Below are 16,610 nucleotides of genomic sequence, written 5' to 3'. Positions count from 1 at the left end.
CCACATATGATTCTGCCTAAGTCGTCACCATATTAGGTGACACGTTTCGGGGGAGACATTCATGGGGGCATGGATCGACCGACCGGTGGCCAGCCGGGAGGCTCTGGGTAGTTCGGATTTATTGGCCCGCGGCGGGGCCGTGGTCAGCTTCGTTTTCGTCGCGGCCGCATGGATCTACGCCGGGCCGGTCAGCGACGGGCCCGCTTGGCGAAGCCCCGCCACCACCGCTGTTGTGGTTGTCCTCGTCGCCTGCCTTGCTGCGATGCTCCGCACCGATGCGTGGCCCGTCCGGCTTGTCACCGTCCTGGCCCTGATCACTTTGTCCGAGCTTCTGACCGGGGTCACGTTCCGGCAGGACTCCGACTCCCTGCTCCTGGCACATTCGGTTCTGCTGGCTACAAGCTCTGTCCTGGTCCTGGCGTTACGGAACACGTGGCGCTCCGTTCTGTTTACCGCGTTCCTCGGTCTGTTGGTATTCGGGCACACCTACGCTGTGTCCGTGATCCACCGCTTGGGCCCCACCACCGCGTTGACGGTCCTGGGCGCCTGGTTCGTCATGCTCGTCATCCGCCATTCAGCACCAAAGGCAGTGGCCATCCACTGCGATGACCAGGCGATCCGGCAGGAATCCGCCACGGCCCAGGCCCAGGCACGGGATGCGGCCGACGCCGCCATGGCCCAGGCCAGGCTCCTCCACGACACGACCCTGAGGACGCTGACAGTGCTCGCCCGCGGCGGGGCCGGGGCCGATCCTGACGAGTTACGTGCCCTGCTGGCCTCCGCCACGCACGACGCCGGCGGGCCGGTTACCGGGCCAACCCCACCTAACGCCGCAGTCGCCCCAGCAGTGCGGGGCGACGGCGGGCCGCGCACCCAGGCGGGGATGGCCGTCGTCGAACCTTCCGGGGTTCCCGAACTGGCCGAGGTGCTGAGGGACCGGGCCGCCCGCCAAAGCGGCAAGCTTTTCACGGTCGAGGTCTATGGCGAGGCCGGCGCGTTGCCGGAGAACCTGCAGAGCGCTCTCGTTGACGCGGCAGAAGAGTGCATGGTCAACGCTGCCCGGCATGCCGGCACCGACCACGTCGATGTCCTCGTCTCCCGGTCCGGTTCATCGGTGTCGGTACTGATCAGCGATGCGGGCTCCGGATTCAACGCAGAAGCCGTGCCGGCGGAGCGATTCGGCCTACGGCAGTCGGTGCTGCAGCGCATGAACGACGTCGGCGGACATGCCAGGGTGTTGTCCGCCGCCGGCCGCGGCACCACCGTGGTCCTGGACGTGGACGCACCATTAAACGCGGACCCGGCATGAAGGCGGAACATCCGTACATCTCAGGCAAAGCCGGTCCTTTGTTCCTGTCCCGCAGCATCCTCTTGGCCGGGACCCTGACCGTTTGGTCGATCTCCTTTGTCACCTCCGCCAACTCCCTGGACGGAAGCGACCGGGACATCATGAGACTGGGCGCACAAGCCTTCGACCTGCTGGGATTCACTCTTGCGATGTTCGCTTCGGATCCAAAGACCAGGGCGTCGCGTTTGCCCTGGCTGCGCTTGGGCTGGCTCGGCACGTCCATCGCCTCCGGACTTGCCACGGCGAGTACGGTCACCGCGGACTCCGGCTACGCCGCGTTGGCGTTCAACGTCCTCATGGGGGCGGCCCTGGTTTTTCTGTTGAGCATGCGGTGGGACCTGATGGGTTTCCTGGTCCTGGTGGGAGTCAACGCGGTCCTCAGCGCCGTCTATTACGCTACGACGCCCCGTTTTGGGTCCGGTGAAGGGCTCCTCATCTTCTTCATCACCCTCATTCCGGGCCTTCTGGGAGCCTTGGCGGTCATCGGTATCCAAAGTCGTATGGAACTGGCCGCGTCCCGGCAAGGCAACGCATTACCCGCTCCGCAGGAACCACCCGCTGATCCAATCGTCGACTCGCCGTCCGATGTGTTCTCGCCGTCCGATCTGCTGGCACAGACGCACCACCAAATCCAGGAGCTGTTCGCCAAGGTGGCCAGGAACCAACAGCTTGCCCTGGATCCTAAAGTGGCCGAAGAAGCGCAGGCTTTGGCCTCACAACTCAGGGGGCAGTTGATGCTGCTGCAATCGGGCACGTGGCTCGTCGCCGCGTTGCGCCTGGCCCGGATGGAATCCACGGTGGCTGTGGCGGCCCAGCCGGACCTGGCGGAGCGCATCCCCCAAGCGAAGCGTTCGGCGGTCCTGGCAGTGACCATGCTCCTGGCTACCCCGGTCGGGAGCGTCGACGGCAGTGTCACCCCGGTCGGGGGTGCGGACGGCGATCGTAAGCTCCAGGTCTTTCTTGAACCCGACGTGGAAGACCGAATCCTCATCACGTGGAGGGTGCGCAACCTCAATCCCAGCCGCTGCACCCCGGCCCTGTGGAGCGAATTGGAAACCCTGGGAGACACCCGAGTCCAAAGGGATCCTGGCGGTGCCAGCATCCTTGTCCATATGAAAGCGCCCCGGCAATGGTGACCCGGGTGCTGGTGGTGGACCGCCACCAATTGATGATCGACACACTGGATGCCTGGCTCCGTTGCAACGCGCCGGACCTGGTGATCAAGGCAACTTCCACCGCCCTTCGGCCCAGCGAGCAGGGCAGTGGCTGGGCCGCGGAAGAGATCGAGGTTGCTGTGCTGGGCACCTTGGACAGCCAGGAGGACCTGCTACCGGCCGTGCGCCATTTGGTACGGGCGGGCCTTCGCGTCGTCGTCCTTGCCACTGTGCTGGACGGATGGGACGCGGGGGCGGCCTGTACCGCTGGGGCCCTTGGGTATGTCCCAAAGGCCGCGGGGCCCCAGCATATAGAGCACGCCATCCGTGCCGTGGCCGCCGGGAAGCTTTATGTGCCCCCGGAAGTCGCGGCGGTCATGGTGAACACGGCACCGGAACGGATCAAGCTGTCGCTTCGTGAACAACGCCTCGCCGAACTTTACCTGGGCAGCGACGCCTTGCCTGTGCGTGGGGTGGCTGATGCCATGGGCATCAGCGAACAAACCGTCAAGGCCCACCTGCATCGGATCAGGCAGCGGTATGCGGCCGCCGGGATCAGGCTCAGCAACGTGATCAGCCTGCGGAATCAGCTAAGCGCTGACGGCTGGATCACGTAATCCGGGCGTGGCCTGGGAAGCCGTTTGCTGCTGTCCCCGCTCCGGCCCGGATGCGAGGATGCTGATCAGTGCAACCAGCAACGGGACACACAAAGCCGCGTGGAAACCTGAGAGCAGTAGCTGCCGATAGATCTCGGGCTGCCCGGACCACAGCACCACCACCCAGAACTGCAGCCACCCTGCCGCGACCACCACCACCGCCAGGCGTCCTACGGCGGCCTTCTTGCGAAAGGCCACGGCGAGTCCAAGGAGCAGCGTCAGCAGCTGCATTGCCACCAAAGCAACGGGCGCCGCCTTCAGTGCCGTCAACAGGCCCAATACCACCGGGAAGCGGTGGTCCTTCGCGAACGGCTGGCCCTGTCCCTCCATGAACGAACCGATGTAGCCCAGTTCAGGCGTCAGCATGGCGGTAATCCCACGTTCGCCCATCCCAATCAGCCGTTCAGGGTGGGTGAGGTAGAAACCTGCTAGCTTGCCGGCGCCCATCTCTTCCTGGAACTCGTGGAATTTCGGGTTCAAGGCAGCCGACCTCGGCGACGCGACGGTAGTGCCGCTCGCGGCAACAAATCCCGGATCAAGGCCCAACCACTTCAGGTCCTCCTCCGGGGTGGGGCTGTGCGGTAGCAGTTCAGCAAAAACCGCGTTGTAGAGGTTCAGCTCGGCGGTGCGCTTCGGTTGCACCGCCATGAAGGCCACGGTGAAGGCTGCAATGGCCATGATCGCCAACAGCGGCATCGCGAACCGACGCCATCGGCTTCCTTCCGGCGCGCGGCGGCCTGAACGCCGCGTGCTCCCCTGCGGCAACCACAACAATGCCAACGCCAGCACAGGCAGCCACGACACCATCTCGGGTTTGGCCGCGATGGTGAATACGCCGGCACCGACCACCGGCAGGATGGTCACCCACCGGCTCCGGGCACCGTTCCAGTAGTTCAACAGGGCCACCAACAACCCCAGCGTTCCCAGGAAAGCCGCGGGTTCGGGGTAGGGAGAGATGAAAAAATCAGCAAAAACGCCGTCGGCCATCACCACGGTCACCAAGGCGGCGATGAGGACCCGGAAGCTGGCACGGCCCGGGAGCACAGCAACCAGCGCGGCGATCAACAGGCCGAAAACCAGGCAGCAGACGATGCCCACTGCACGCATATCCAGACCGCCACCCCAACCAAAGAGCGGGGTAAGCAGCTTCCCCAACCACAGGAAGGCAAGCTGGGACGAGTACACCGGCTCACCGGATCCGGCGGCACCGCACGCCTCACCCACCAGCGGGTGGGGTGTCCAGCTGGGGTAGATGAACCGCGTGAAATCTGCGTAGTCCCAGGGCCGGACGTTGCTTACGCCCAGGGAACAGACCAGGCCATTGCCATCTCCTTGGTCGGCCACCCCCACCGGACCCGGCACAAACAGCCGCACCAGCATCGCAATGGCGGACACCAGCCCAGCAACGAGGGCAGGGGTACGGACTCCCCCCAGGGTCAATTCTCCAGGACCGAACGTCCGCGCGAGGAACCTCCCCGCCATGCGCAGCGGGCCCGGCCGTGGGCCCATGCCGGACCTCACAGGAACAGGAGCGAACTCCTCGACGTCGGGCTTGGCTGATTTTCCAACCGTCGTCTCAACCATTGGCCACTTCCCCACTCACCGTGCCGGCAACGGGTGCAAGGGTCCCGGTCCAGCGTTCCGGACCCGCTGACTGCCGCGGTGCCACGCCGCAACGGACAGCCCGCGCACCGCCGTCGACGCGCACTATCGGCCGAACTTCCACATCTGCGGGGAGAACATCCACGTTCAGGAAGTCGAGCACAAAAGGAAGGCAGCGTTCCTGCTGCGCAGCCAAAGGCACCAGCGAAGCGTCCTGCCCGAACCAAGCACTGACATCCTCGGTAGTGTGCGGCTCGGAACAGGGGGTGTCAGTGCCTTCGGAACCCAGCACGCCGTCTGTGATCTCCTGGGTGTAGCAAAGCCGGATCGGAGCGGATTCGGGCCTCGCCAAGGCGTCCTTGAGATCGGCCTTGGTCTCCCTGGGCGCCAGATCAGCCGTGGTGGTCAGGACGTCGCAGCGGACGGTCCGGCTCCCGGCCGACCAGGCAGCGCGGGTGGGATAATACCCGGTGATGGCCATGCCGGTGGTGGCGTCGCGCTCGGCGCCACCCAGGTACCTGCGCAGTTCCGTAGCCGGGCATAAACGGGCAGTGAGGTTTTGGAGTTGCTCGTGGAGCGGACGCTCCGCTTGCCCGGACAGCGGCTGAGGCACCGCAGCCACCAGGAACGTCTGGGTGGTGTGCGGCTCGGAACAGGCAACCGCCGGACCCGTATGGCTGCTGGCACCATACTCTTCCGGTGTTGAAATGAGGTAGCACTGGCCCACGCGGACTGCGTTGTCCCCGGAGACCGCACCAACCTCCGCATCGGTAGCGGGACCGGCACCGCAGCCGGTCAGGATCAAAGCCGCAGCCATGGCGAGCGCCGGGAGCACCGCCGGCAGTTCAGGACGCACGCCGGCCCCTCCTCTTGGCGACGGAGCGGTCCTTTCGGACGACGGCGGCGCGCACCAGGACGATGATGGCGGCCACGAAGCCGAAGATCACCACGAACGAACCCAGGAAGTGGTGCATGAGGTCAAAGCCCTGCTGTCCCCAGCTCTGTTGGGCTGCGGCGATCATGAAATACCGGGTTGCGTTGCTCAGGCAGACGATAGCCAGGGCGATCAGGGTGGCAGGCATGAGCCGCGACACAGGAATCCGCCCCATCAGGAACAGGACCCCCGCCAACGCGGCGACAGGTGTGAGGAGGACCGCGCTGGAGCACAGTCCGGTGACCATGAGGGCGTAGGGCTGGCCTGCCCCCACGTTGTGGAAGATGATGTCGTCCACGCTGTAGGACGCCCCGCCCAGGATCCCATCGAAAACCGCAGCCATCAGCCATGCTTCCGCTGCCCTGATGTGTTCCTGCTGCAGCATGGCCACCGTGGCGGCGGCCAGGAACAGCAACCCGAGCACGCCTCCGCCGCGGGCCTTCTGCACGGGGATGGCCCGCGGCCCCCGGGGAACGTTGATGTCGCTGAGGTTGGCGCTCGCAGCCACTAGGCTTCCTTCGCTAGTAGTTTGACGTCGGCTTCATGGTTGCGGCGTGTTTTCGCCCACCCCTGGTGGCCGGTGATGAGGCGGTACGTGGCCCTCAGCACGGTGACGTAGTTCTGGTACATGTAAAGCCAATAGCCAAGGCCCCACGCGATACCGGTCATGAAGTTCTTCTCCGGAGCGACGTGCCGCCTGTACACGAGCCCCCAGAGGGCGAAAGGCAGGACGCCCGTCGCGATGATCAAGGGGATGATGAACCACGCGGCCGAGATCCACGCAACGAAGCTGCCCATGGTCAGGGCGCCCTGCGCCACCATGGTGACGAACAGCGTGGGCCAGAGCACCAGCCCGATGATCTGGATGAAGGGCTGAATGAGGAAGTAGCTGGATTCGATGGCGCCAACGTTACTGAAGTACGGCGACTCGAAGATCCGTTTCAGGTAGGTGCTGCACTGCATGCCGCCGTGGCACCAGCGCGTCCGTTGCGTCAGGAGCCGGCGCAGGTCCGGCAACGCTTCCTGGGCAACATGCGTGTCGTGCATGTAGACCGTCTTGTAGCCGCCCAGCATGATGTGGATGGCCAGTTCGTAGTCCTCCAGCAATGCCCCATGCCACGGCTGGCCCGAGGTCCTGGCGATCGCGTCGAGAGCAGACAGCCGGGTGAATTGGCCGTTGCCACCCAGGCCGACCGTGAGCGTGTGCCGCCTCAGGGACTGCATCGCCGCGATGGTGGTCCTGAATTCCATGTCCTGCATCAGGACCAGGTAGCGGCCAAACGAGCGCCTGATCCGTTCCCGGCCTGCGCCGCCCTGAAGATCGGGATCGTCCAGGTTGGACATCCAGACCGCTGTCTGTGCGGCACCTACTTCGGGGTCGCCGAACGCAAGCGGACCGGCCGCCTGCCGGAAGGCGTTGTCGGCAAGGTGGCCATCGGCGTCGACCACCAGGACGATCACCGAAGAACGGTCGACGCCGGCGGGCAGCCAGGAATCCAGGGTGCGGTATGCGGCGTTGAGGGCGTCGCCCTTGCCGGTGCGGGCGAGCGGACGCCGGCGGCGGACCAGGTGGATCATGTCGTCGTGGCGGGACGCCGCGCTGACGAGTTCCGCGGTCGCGTCGTCGCTGTCGTCGTCGACAACCCAGACGTGGGCTTGCGGGAATTGCGCCCTGAGCAGTTCAAGGGTCTTGCCGATCACCACTTCCTCGTCACGGCAAGGAATGAAGACGTGCCAGGAGAAGGTGCCGGGATCGCCTTCGGGATCAGGCTTTCGCCGCAGGAACGGGACCAGGATCACCAGGATGTACGACAGAAAAACCACCAGCAGCACAAAAGCCAATGCTTGGGCGGATTCGAGTACCGACATGAATTTCCGATGCTTAGGGCTTGGCCGATCGGCCAGGATGGGAGGACAGGGTGGCGGGACGGCCCTTGCAGGAGCCGTCCCGCCGGTAGTGCTACGGGTTGGGGCCCGTATCCCGCTTCGCAGCCTTGAGCCTGCTGTTACGCAGGACCACGAAGCCGGTAATCAGCAGTGCGACACCCACCAGGATGACCCAGCCGAGGGTTGGGGCGCCGGTAGCAGCGAGGGCGGTGCCCCCGGCTGCCGTGCCGCCTGCAGTCCAGTTATGGCCGTACATAAGGCGTTCTCCTTTCGCTGGTGCTTGATGCGCTCACAGCGATCAGGCAGCAGCTACCGCAGTCTGGCGGCGCGAGCGAACGAACAGCCAGGTGAGCAGTGCCAGGAGTGCCACGCCACCGCTGATGGCCATGGTGTCGGTGTTGACCAGCGGGATGGCCGCTGCGTCCAGGTTCGGACCAACTGTGGCGCTGGCGAGGTTTACAGTGGCGATGGAGCCACCGGCAACACCGACCTGCAAGGCGCGCTGGGTAAAGGCGCCCGAGGGTGCTGTTTCCTGGATGTTGACCTTGGCCGAAACCAAGGCCGTCAACGCGTCGCCCAACGGAGTAACCAAGCTGGTGCTCAGGCCACCTACCAACCCGTTGACTGCCGTTTCCAGGGTGGTGACTGCCAGCAAGGCAGTGGTCTTGGCGACGTTCGGCAGTCCAAGGGGCGGAAGAGTGTCGGGCAGTGCCTGAACAGCCGCGCGGGTGCTGGACAAAGTGGTTGCCAGGATGCTCTGGATCTTGGTGGACACTGCCGCGGGCAGGAAGGAGACCAGATCGGTACCCGCCGGCAGCGAGTTCAGGTCTGCGACACCCGCCGCGGCCAACAGGTCAGCCTCGGTGATCTGGATGACGCCGCTGGCGAGCGGGTTGGTGATGGGCAGGCCAACAGCGGACAAGGCCACGTTGGCGGTGTTCAGCAACGGAGTGAGTGCTGTGGAGACGCCTCCCACCAGCGTGCCGCCAACGTTGGCCGAAACGCCTGCGACGGCGTAGGCGCCCTGCGGTGAAGCGCCCTGGTCCTTCTTGGCTGCTGCGGCAAGGGTGGAGATGTCCATGGTGAGGTCCACCAGGTTGGTGCCACCGAGGATGGCGGCAGTTCCGGCTGTGATTCGGGCTGCCGGGATGGCCGGGTCACCGGAGGTCGGGAGGCCCGCAGGAAGCGTGACCAGTCCCGGAGCACCACTGACGGTGCCGGAGAAAGCTTCCGAGGAGCCATCGTTGACGGCCTTGCCGTACTGGCTGACCGCACCAACCTGGATGATGCCGTTGTTCTGCAGCAGCGGAATGTTGCCCGCACCGACGTTGACGACGCCGAAGACAGCGCTGAGGTCCAGCGGGTCGGTGGCTTCGATGACCGCAGGACCGGTAGGCGGCGTGCCTACCTGCTGGGCGGTTGCGGCGCCGTTGGCGGCGAGGTTGGCGAAGTTCGGGATGGCCAGGACGGAACCATCGATGATCTGTCCACTGCCAAGCGAAATCACGTCAGTGGGTGCTGCATTTGCCGCGGGTGCGGCGACGAGGCCGATGGCCAAAGCCGAGACGGCAGTAACGCCGACGGCTGTGGGCCACAGCTTGCTCTTGCTGTTCAAGTACTTCCCCCTTGCGAACGCTGCAGGACAGGGCTGTTCTGCAGCTGAGACCGTGGGGGCAGTCGCCCCCCCGGGTGCAAAGTAACAAGGGCAAACGGTGGCGGTTCGCAGGGGTACCCGAAGGGGTTAACGCCCGCTGGGGCTCCTAGGCAAACTGGGGAACTGAGGTGAGGGCCGTGCTTAAGTCGCGGACCGCCGTCGGGCCTCCCGCGACGAACCAGTTCATTCCGTTGACTTTTACGACGGCGGTGTCCCCGCCGGCCGCACGGACGATCGCCTTGCCGGGGAGCCAGTCCCATTCCGGGCAGCTGTGCTGGAACCAGCACCCGAGTTCGCCATCCGCGACACGGCCGAGGTCGCAGGAACCGGAACCGAACATGCGCAGGGACGCGGCGGTGATGGCAGCGGCGTGCCAGGGCATGGCCGTGCGGGGGTCTGCCAGCCAGGTGGGGTGGATGTAGGTTGCCGCGCAGATCTCGCCGACAAGGCGGTCCCCGGAACCGGAAATCGGCTCCCCGTTCAGGGTTGCCGGGTGTTCCTGGCCACCCACCCAGAGCTTGTCCAGTTCCGGCTGGAAGATGGCGCCCAACAGGACCTCGGGATCCACGGAGGTTTCGTCCGAGTCGCGCTTCAACGCAATCGCCGAGCACCAGTAGGTGGAGCCGTGCAGGAAGTTGTACGTTCCGTCCACGGGGTCGATCACCCAGGTGCGGCCGCTGGTGCCGGCCACTGACGCGCCTTCCTCGCCGAGGATGCCGTCATCCGGGCGGCAGCGCCGCAACTGTTCCAGGACGTAGGCCTCGGCCGCGTGGTCTGCTGCCGTGACGACGTCGGACACCGACGTCTTCCGTTCGCCCTGCAGGCCGCCCATCCGCATGAGCAGCGCCAGTTGGCCTGCTTCGCGGACCAGGGCGCTGGCCAGTTGGTAATCGTCGAGTGCGGGATCGAGTTCAGTTGCGGTGTGCCTGCCGGTGGTCATGGGTCCAGCTTATGTGGCGGGATAATGAATGACATGGCCAAGACACCAGCGCAGCGCATCAGGAAGCACGGAGCAAAGGCGGCGGTCCCGGACCACTCCTTGCCGCCAGTGATCAACACCACCACCCAGCGCACCCCGCAGAAGGCCCAGAGCAACTCCAAGCTCATTGTGATCGCAGGCATCGTGGCCAGCCTGTTCCTGTTCTGGTACCTGCACCTGCTGACCCTGAACCAGATGACGCAGCTCTCCGGTGGCCTTGCCATGCCGGATTCGCTGATCGGCGGGTTCTCGCAGGACTACGTGTCGCAGCTCCGCGCCGCGATGGACGACTCCGCGCGGGGCCAGTTGAACTATGTCCACAAGACCGCCGGCACGCTGTTCCCGCTGATTTTCGGCTTCAGTTGGCTGTTGCTGATCGGCACCAACGTGGCCCGCAAATCCTGGCGCTGGGCCATGTGGGCCGCTCCGCTGCTGTTCGCGGTGGCCCACCTGTGGTCCAATGTGGCCATCGATTCCGTGCTTGCCGCCGAAACGCCCGACGCCGGTGCGGTGGCTTTGGCTTCCGCAGTGACGGTCGCGTCGTGGGTGCTTTTCCTGGTGAGCCTCGTCTGCGGCGTGGCTGCGGTGTTCCTCGGGCGAAAGAACGCCAAGCCCGCCTGACTCTCCGCACTCCAGCCTGCCCAGCGCACCACCTTTTCGCTAGGGGCGCACCACTACCCGCCGCACGCACCACCTGTTCGCCAGCGGCGCACCACTAAACGCCACGCGCGCCACGTGTTCGCCAGCGGCGCACCACTACCCGCCACGCGCACCACGGATGACGGGTGCGATCGGCGGAAAAGGGTGCGAAGCCTCGAGCCCAGGACACCCCACCCTGCGGCGCACCACTGCCCGCCCAGCGCACCACCTGTTCGCCAGCGGCGCACCACTACCCGCCACGCGCACCAGCGATGACGGGTGCGATCAGCGGGAAAGGGTGCGAGGCCCGGAGCCCAGCACACCTCGCGCCTTGAGCTCCCTTCGGTGCCGCCGCACGCGCTGGGCGATTACCAGGCCCGCCGCCGCCAACCCAATGGTGACGGGATAGCCCATCAGCCGCTCCAGGGTTCCGGGCTGGGGCACGTGCATACCGGTGATCCCGCCAACAATGAGCGCCCCCAGGCAGACCAGCCCGCAGGCGCCGAGGAACCAACTCACCGGGGTCTGCCGGAACCACAGGACGGCAAGCAGGAGCAGGGTGAACCCGCCACCGATGAAGAACATCAGTGCCCCCGCGAAATGCCACGGAGAACCCAGGTCCTCGGGTACCAGGCCGACAACCACCGTTCCCACTCCGGCCACCCCTGTCAGGACCCGGACCGCGACCGATAACAGCCACGGGACAGTCAGCACGCGGACGGGGGCCGGGGTGTTCGGTGCGTCCCGGAATCGCCGGGCAGGCATGCCCGGACGCGCAGCGACGTACAGGAGCCCGGCAGTCAGGAACAGTGCACCAAGGATCAGCCCCAGGCCTTGAACCACAAAGGATGCGTTCATCAGCAGATGCAACGGCGAGCACACCGCCCTGTCCGCGTAGACACCGCAGGACACCGCCCCGAGGTCGCTGATGTACCCGGTTGCCCTGCTGTAGGGCTCCGGACCAGCCCAGGCCTGGATCACCGCGGCTTCCGCCACGAAGTACTGCACGACGCTCAGCTGCGCCCAGCCTCCAATGGTCGCGCGGACGCTTCGCACATCGGGTAGGAACGATCCGGCTGGAGCCGCCGTGGTCAGGTGCCCTTTCATGGTCGCCAGCCTAGCCGTGTTCAGGCACTGCCCCGGCAGCTTGTATGCTTGTAGTCGTGTCCGGGCCCTGAGCTCCAGCAATGGGTTTCATGCCATGGACGCAGGCCCTCGTAGCTCAGTGGATAGAGCACGGCTCTCCTAAAGCCGGTGTCGTTGGTTCGATTCCAATCGAGGGCACTTGAACCACCAGCAGCCCACCCCGGACCTGCGGGCCTACCTGGCCGGCAGCTGGCACGTGGAGCGGACCCTCCTGGACCGGGCGTCCGGCACCCGCGGTACCTTTACCGGCGTCGTGCGTTACACGGAGAACCCCGACGGCGGCCTGGACTACCGTGAAGACGGAACCATGCATTGGCCCACCCATTCGGGCGCGGCTTTCCGCGAATATCTCCTGAAGCCCGGCGCGTCGCCCGAGCGGATGGATGTCTTTTTCCCGGACGGCAGGCCCTTCCACACCATGAGCTTCTCCGGGCAGGACCATGAGGACCATCACTGGTGCGATCCCGACGAATACCGTGTCAGGTACAGCTACGAAGGGCCGGATTCGTTCAGTTTCGCCTGGGATGTCCGTGGTCCTGCAAAGGACCTGCTGCTTGAATCACATGTAACGAGGCAAAAATGAACCTGATCATTGTGAGCGCGGTCTGCGTCTACAACGAAGATGGGCACCTCCTTACCGTCCGGAAGCGCGGAACAGACAAGTTCATGCACCCCGGCGGCAAGCCCGAGCCCGGCGAAACCGCGGCCCAGGCCGCTTCCCGCGAGCTGATGGAGGAAGTCGGCATCGACGTGCCGGCCGAAGAGCTCCTGCCGATGGGTACCTGGCTTGCTGCGGCCGCCAACGAGGCAGCGACCAACATCCAAGCCACCGTCTTCACGGCACCAGGAACCTGGCATGCCCACCCCTCAGCGGAGATCGCCGAGGTCCGCTGGCTGGACCTCCGCGCGCCCCTGCCCGGGGACCTTGCCCCGCTCCTGACCGACCATGTGCTCCCCGCCCTTGCCGCAGCCCAAGCAGGCCGCAGCCAAGCAGGCCGCAGCTAAGCAGGCAGTGCGCGGGAGGCGTTACAACTCCGGGACGGCTTCCTGGGCAACCGCCGTGGCTTCGGCGAACTGGGTTTGGTACAGCTCGGCGTAGCGGCCATCGGCGGCCAGCAACTCGGCATGCGTACCGCGCTCCACGATCCTGCCGTCCTCCACCACCAAGATGGCGTCGGCTGCCCGGATGGTGGACAGACGGTGCGCAATAACGACGGCGGTACGCCCCTCGAGCGCCTCGCCCAAGGCCGCCTGCACGGCGGCTTCGTTGGTGGAGTCCAGCGCAGCCGTTGCCTCATCGAGGATGACGACGCGCGGCTGCTTGATGAGCAGCCGGGCAATGGTGAGCCGCTGCCGTTCGCCGCCGGAGAGCCGGTAGCCCCGCTCCCCTACCACTGTTTCCAAGCCGTCGGGCAGTGATCGGATCATCGGTTCCAGGCGGGCCCGCCTGAGCACATCCCACATGTCGTCCTCGGTGGCGTCGGGACGGGCAAGGCGAAGGTTGGATGCAATGGTTTCGTGGAACAGGTGGCCGTCCTGGGTGACCATGCCCAGCGTGTCACGCAGGGAATCGAAGCGGATGTCACGGACGTCCACGCCTGTCCCGGGAGCCTGGCCGCCAAGCCGGACAGCACCGGAATCGACGTCGTACAACCGGGACAACAACTGTGCCACCGTGGACTTGCCTGCGCCTGAGGAACCCACCAACGCCACCGTCTGGCCGGGCTCGACACGGAAACTGACACCGTGCAGGACTTCCTCGCCACCGCGGGTGTCCAGCGTGGAAACCTCTTCGAGCGAGGCCAGGGAGACTTTGTCTGCGGACGGGTAGGAGAAGCGGACGTTGTCGAACTCCACCGCAACCGGACCAGCCGGCACGGAAACCGCGTCCGGCTTCTCGGTGATAAGGGGCTTCAGATCCAGGATTTCGAAGACGCGTTCAAAGCTGACCAAAGCACTCATGATTTCCACGCGGGCATTGGACAAGGCCGTCAGCGGAGCGTAAAGCCGGGTCAGCAGGAGCGCCAGGACCACAACATCGCCTGGAGCCAACTGTCCTCCCAACGCCAGCCAGCCGCCCAGGCCATAGACCAAGGCCAGGGCCAACGCGGAGACCAACGTCAGAGCTGTGACGAACGTGAACTGCAGCATCGCGGTGCGGATACCGATGTCCCGGACGCGTCCGGCACGGGCGGCGAACTCACGGGACTCTTCATCCGGGCGGCCAAAGAGCTTCACCAAAGTGGCTCCGGGCGCGGAGAACCTCTCCGTCATCTGGGTTCCCATGGCGGCGTTGTGGGCGGCAGCTTCACGGCGGAGATCCGCCAGCCTGGAGCCCATCCGGCGTGCGGGAATCAGGAAGATCGGCAGCAGCACCATGGCCAGCACAGTGACCAGCCAGGAGGTGTTGAGCATGACTGCCAATGTCAGGGCCAACGCCACCACGTTGCTGACCACGCCGGACAAGGTGCCCGCAAAGGCAGACTGGGCCCCGATGACGTCGTTGTTCAGGCGGCTCACCAGCGCACCCGTCCGGGTCCGGGTGAAGAATGCGATGGGCATCCGCTGCACGTGGTCAAAGACCCGGGTGCGCAGGTCCACGATGACGCCCTCGCCAATGATCGACGACAACCAGCGCGTCAAAAGACCTACGCCTGCTTCGCCAACGGCCACGATCGCAATCAGGACAGCCAACCAGATGACGGTTCCCACACCGGCGTTGGCGATGATCGCGTCAACCACTTGGCCGGCAAGGACCGGGGTAGCGACAGCCAGGAACGCTCCGGCGATAGAAGCGATGACGAAGGCAATGAGCTTGCCCTTATGCGGGGCGGCAAAAGCCATCACCCGCTTCAGTGTTTCCTTCGAGAACGGCTTGGAGCCGGACTTGGCAGTGGTGATGTTGTACAGCGAGCTCCAGGCCACGCGGTCCATGCTCATGGTTATTTCTCCTGGCTTGGGGTGTGATGGAGCTCCTGGACGTGGCCATTGTGCACGTGCCAACGCGAATCGAGCCGTACGTTTTCGAGCAAGCGGCGGTCGTGGGTGACCAGCAGGAGGGCACCTTCGTAGTTTTCCAGTGCCTCTTCAAGCTGCTCGATCGCAGGAAGGTCCAAATGGTTGGTGGGCTCGTCCAGCACCAGCAGGTTTACTCCGCGGGCCTGCAACAATGCGAGCGCGGCACGGGTCCGCTCCCCCGGTGACAAGGAATCCACAGTCCGGGACGTGTGATCCGCCTTCAAGCCGAACTTGGCCAACAGCGTCCGGACGTCCGCGGCAGTCCAATCCACCAGCACGGCTTCAACCGCGTCGCCAAGGTTGCTGCCGCCGTCGAGCAGTCCGCGGGCCTGGTCGATCTCGCCAACGGCCACCGAGGCACCCATGGAGGCATCGCCGTCGTCCGGTTCCTGTGTCCCCAGCAGCAGCCGGAGCAGAGTGGACTTACCGGCACCATTGGGGCCGGTGATGCCGATCCGCTCACCGCCGTTGAGCTGGAGGCTCACCGGGCCCAGCGTGAAGTCGCCCTGGCGTGCCACGACGTTGCGCAACGTGGCGACGACGGCACTTGAGCGGGGCGCCTGGCCGATGCTGAACTGCAGCTGCCACTCCTTGCGGGGCTCTTCCACCTCGGTGAGGCGGGCGATCCGGGACTCCATCTGGCGGACTTTCTGGGCCTGCTTCTCGGAGGATTCGGTGCTGGCGGCACGACGGATCTTGTCGTTGTCCGGGTTTTTCTTCATGGCGTTCCGCACGCCCTGGGAGCTCCACTCACGCTGGGTGCGGGCACGGGAGACGAGGTCCGCCTTGGTGCTGGCGTAATCCTCGTAGCGTTCGCGGGCGTGGCGTTTGGCGATGGCACGTTCTTCAAGGAAAGACTCGTACCCGCCGTCGTATACGGCAACGGAGTTCTGTGCCAGGTCCAGTTCCACGACGGCGGTGACGCACCGGGCCAGGAACTCGCGGTCGTGGGAGACCAGCACCACGCCGCCGCGCAGGCCTTGGACAAACGACTCAAGCCGGGCCAGGCCGTCCAGGTCGAGGTCGTTGGTGGGTTCGTCGAGCAAGACCACATCGAAACGGCTGAGTAGCAGCGCGGCCAATGCCACGCGGGCCGCCTGCCCGCCGGAGAGCCCCGTCATGAGCGCGTCGGTGCCCAGTTCCAGGCCGAGGTCGGCCAGGACTGCCGGGATGCGGTCTTCAAGGTCAGCGGCACCGGATGCCATCCACCGGTCGAACGCAAGGGAGTAGGCGTCGTCGGCCCCGGGAGCACCGGATCCGAGCGCTTCGGCGGTGGATTCCATCTCGGTTGTGGCCTTGGCGCAGCCTGTCCTGCGGGCAATGTACGCGGCGACGGTTTCGCCTTCCGTACGTTCATGTTCCTGCGGCAGCCAGCCCACGAAAGCGTCCGACGGCGCGAGGCTGACGGTCCCCTCCTGCGGCTGGTCGACCCCGGCCAGGATGCGCAGCAGCGTCGATTTACCCGCGCCGTTCGCGCCCACCACGCCGACGACGTCGCCTGGCGCCACGGTGAGGGAAAGCTTCGAAAAAAGGGTGCGGTGGCCGTGACCACCGGCAAGATCCTTGGCTACCAAGGTTGCAGTCATTGTGTCT

The 16,610-nt window shown here is 65.6% G+C and carries 16 protein-coding genes and 1 tRNA gene; 7 read left to right on the top strand and 10 right to left on the bottom strand.

Annotated elements, in window-relative coordinates; genetic code table 11:
- Positions 1 to 61 precede the first annotated feature (61 nt).
- Genes LRQ04_RS06980 through LRQ04_RS06970 form a run of 3 tightly spaced genes read left to right on the top strand, consistent with a single transcriptional unit; the run spans position 62 to position 3,119 of the window.
- Positions 62 to 1,309 (top strand): sensor histidine kinase, encoded by a 1,248-nt coding sequence (locus LRQ04_RS06980; RefSeq protein ID WP_235519011.1) that lies wholly within the window; start codon positions 62 to 64, stop codon positions 1,307 to 1,309.
- Entirely contained in the window at positions 1,306 to 2,484 is a 1,179-nt protein-coding gene (locus LRQ04_RS06975; protein ID WP_235519010.1) for a hypothetical protein, read from the top strand. Before LRQ04_RS06980 ends, LRQ04_RS06975 begins: the two co-directional genes overlap by 4 nt.
- Entirely contained in the window at positions 2,478 to 3,119 is a 642-nt protein-coding gene (locus LRQ04_RS06970; RefSeq protein WP_235519002.1) for a response regulator transcription factor, read from the top strand. Before LRQ04_RS06975 ends, LRQ04_RS06970 begins: the two co-directional genes overlap by 7 nt.
- On the opposite strand, the gene LRQ04_RS06965 is transcribed toward LRQ04_RS06970, so the two are convergent.
- The 7 genes from LRQ04_RS06965 to LRQ04_RS06935 all read right to left on the bottom strand — a co-directional run bounded on the left by LRQ04_RS06965 (position 3,093) and on the right by LRQ04_RS06935 (position 10,175).
- Positions 3,093 to 4,742 carry a hypothetical protein gene (locus LRQ04_RS06965; protein WP_235519001.1) on the bottom strand — a complete coding sequence of 550 codons (1,650 nt, stop codon included), beginning with the start codon at positions 4,740 to 4,742 and terminating at the stop codon, positions 3,093 to 3,095. The genes LRQ04_RS06970 and LRQ04_RS06965 overlap by 27 nt on opposite strands.
- Positions 4,735 to 5,616 (bottom strand): septum formation family protein, encoded by an 882-nt coding sequence (locus LRQ04_RS06960; protein ID WP_235518999.1) that lies wholly within the window; start codon positions 5,614 to 5,616, stop codon positions 4,735 to 4,737. The genes LRQ04_RS06965 and LRQ04_RS06960 overlap by 8 nt, the downstream gene beginning before the upstream one ends.
- Positions 5,606 to 6,202: an exosortase S gene (xrtS, locus tag LRQ04_RS06955; RefSeq protein ID WP_235518998.1), complete on the bottom strand. Its 597-nt coding sequence runs from the start codon at positions 6,200 to 6,202 to the stop codon at positions 5,606 to 5,608. The genes LRQ04_RS06960 and xrtS overlap by 11 nt, the downstream gene beginning before the upstream one ends.
- Positions 6,202 to 7,563 carry a glycosyltransferase family 2 protein gene (locus LRQ04_RS06950; RefSeq protein WP_235518996.1) on the bottom strand — a complete coding sequence of 454 codons (1,362 nt, stop codon included), beginning with the start codon at positions 7,561 to 7,563 and terminating at the stop codon, positions 6,202 to 6,204. The genes xrtS and LRQ04_RS06950 overlap by 1 nt, the downstream gene beginning before the upstream one ends.
- Positions 7,564 to 7,654: 91 nt before the next feature.
- A complete protein-coding gene (locus LRQ04_RS06945) occupies positions 7,655 to 7,837 on the bottom strand; it encodes a hypothetical protein (RefSeq protein ID WP_235518994.1) in 183 nt (60 codons plus the stop codon).
- Positions 7,838 to 7,879: 42 nt separating this feature from the next.
- Complete coding sequence (locus LRQ04_RS06940; protein WP_235518989.1) at positions 7,880 to 9,196, bottom strand: choice-of-anchor G family protein; 1,317 nt, start codon at positions 9,194 to 9,196, stop codon at positions 7,880 to 7,882.
- Between the two features lie 145 nt (positions 9,197 to 9,341).
- Entirely contained in the window at positions 9,342 to 10,175 is an 834-nt protein-coding gene (locus LRQ04_RS06935; protein WP_235518987.1) for an inositol monophosphatase family protein, read from the bottom strand.
- A gap of 33 nt (positions 10,176 to 10,208) precedes the next feature.
- Here LRQ04_RS06935 and LRQ04_RS06930 point away from each other — a divergent pair, with 33 nt between their 5' ends.
- Positions 10,209 to 10,835: a hypothetical protein gene (locus tag LRQ04_RS06930; protein ID WP_235518980.1), complete on the top strand. Its 627-nt coding sequence runs from the start codon at positions 10,209 to 10,211 to the stop codon at positions 10,833 to 10,835.
- A 303-nt stretch (positions 10,836 to 11,138) separates the two neighbouring features.
- Here the strand turns inward: LRQ04_RS06930 and LRQ04_RS06925 are convergent, their stop codons facing one another.
- Positions 11,139 to 11,960, bottom strand: coding sequence for a hypothetical protein (locus tag LRQ04_RS06925; RefSeq protein ID WP_235518979.1), 822 nt, complete (start codon positions 11,958 to 11,960; stop codon positions 11,139 to 11,141).
- Between the two features lie 104 nt (positions 11,961 to 12,064).
- Here LRQ04_RS06925 and LRQ04_RS06920 point away from each other — a divergent pair.
- From LRQ04_RS06920 to LRQ04_RS06910, 3 genes are all read left to right on the top strand, one after another.
- Positions 12,065 to 12,137 (top strand) — tRNA-Arg (locus LRQ04_RS06920).
- A 1-nt stretch (position 12,138) separates the two neighbouring features.
- Entirely contained in the window at positions 12,139 to 12,582 is a 444-nt protein-coding gene (locus LRQ04_RS06915) for a DUF6314 family protein (RefSeq protein ID WP_235518978.1), read from the top strand.
- Positions 12,579 to 13,004, top strand: a complete 426-nt coding sequence (locus LRQ04_RS06910; protein WP_235518977.1) for an NUDIX domain-containing protein — start codon at positions 12,579 to 12,581, stop codon at positions 13,002 to 13,004. Before LRQ04_RS06915 ends, LRQ04_RS06910 begins: the two co-directional genes overlap by 4 nt.
- Before the next feature lie 21 nt (positions 13,005 to 13,025).
- Here LRQ04_RS06910 and LRQ04_RS06905 read toward each other — a convergent pair whose 3' ends face one another.
- Together LRQ04_RS06905 and LRQ04_RS06900 are read right to left on the bottom strand one after the other, a co-directional pair.
- Entirely contained in the window at positions 13,026 to 14,939 is a 1,914-nt protein-coding gene (locus LRQ04_RS06905) for an ABC transporter ATP-binding protein (protein WP_235518976.1), read from the bottom strand.
- Between the two features lie 2 nt (positions 14,940 to 14,941).
- Positions 14,942 to 16,603, bottom strand: a complete 1,662-nt coding sequence (locus LRQ04_RS06900) for an ABC-F family ATP-binding cassette domain-containing protein (RefSeq protein ID WP_235518974.1) — start codon at positions 16,601 to 16,603, stop codon at positions 14,942 to 14,944.
- Between the last annotated feature and the right edge of the window lie 7 nt (positions 16,604 to 16,610).

Origin of the sequence: Paenarthrobacter sp. AR 02 (assembly GCF_021538675.1) — a bacterium.
Taxonomy (GTDB): Bacteria; Actinomycetota; Actinomycetes; order Actinomycetales; family Micrococcaceae; genus Arthrobacter.
Note: the sequence above shows the minus strand (reverse complement) of the source record. Positions and strands in the feature narration are given on the sequence as shown.

What these genes read in the sequence shown, in the direction of transcription:
- LRQ04_RS06980 (WP_235519011.1), top strand. Translation starts at nt 62, where the DNA reads ATGGGGGCATGGATCGACCGACCGGTGGCCAGCCGGGAGGCTCTGGGT.
- LRQ04_RS06975 (WP_235519010.1), top strand. Translation starts at nt 1,306, where the DNA reads ATGAAGGCGGAACATCCGTACATCTCAGGCAAAGCCGGTCCTTTGTTC.
- LRQ04_RS06970 (WP_235519002.1), top strand. Translation starts at nt 2,478, where the DNA reads ATGGTGACCCGGGTGCTGGTGGTGGACCGCCACCAATTGATGATCGAC.
- LRQ04_RS06965 (WP_235519001.1), bottom strand. Translation starts at nt 4,742, where the DNA reads ATGGTTGAGACGACGGTTGGAAAATCAGCCAAGCCCGACGTCGAGGAG.
- LRQ04_RS06950 (WP_235518996.1), bottom strand. Translation starts at nt 7,563, where the DNA reads ATGTCGGTACTCGAATCCGCCCAAGCATTGGCTTTTGTGCTGCTGGTG.
- LRQ04_RS06945 (WP_235518994.1), bottom strand. Translation starts at nt 7,837, where the DNA reads ATGTACGGCCATAACTGGACTGCAGGCGGCACGGCAGCCGGGGGCACC.
- LRQ04_RS06935 (WP_235518987.1), bottom strand. Translation starts at nt 10,175, where the DNA reads ATGACCACCGGCAGGCACACCGCAACTGAACTCGATCCCGCACTCGAC.
- LRQ04_RS06930 (WP_235518980.1), top strand. Translation starts at nt 10,209, where the DNA reads ATGGCCAAGACACCAGCGCAGCGCATCAGGAAGCACGGAGCAAAGGCG.
- LRQ04_RS06925 (WP_235518979.1), bottom strand. Translation starts at nt 11,960, where the DNA reads ATGAAAGGGCACCTGACCACGGCGGCTCCAGCCGGATCGTTCCTACCC.
- LRQ04_RS06910 (WP_235518977.1), top strand. Translation starts at nt 12,579, where the DNA reads ATGAACCTGATCATTGTGAGCGCGGTCTGCGTCTACAACGAAGATGGG.
- LRQ04_RS06905 (WP_235518976.1), bottom strand. Translation starts at nt 14,939, where the DNA reads ATGAGCATGGACCGCGTGGCCTGGAGCTCGCTGTACAACATCACCACT.
- LRQ04_RS06900 (WP_235518974.1), bottom strand. Translation starts at nt 16,603, where the DNA reads ATGACTGCAACCTTGGTAGCCAAGGATCTTGCCGGTGGTCACGGCCAC.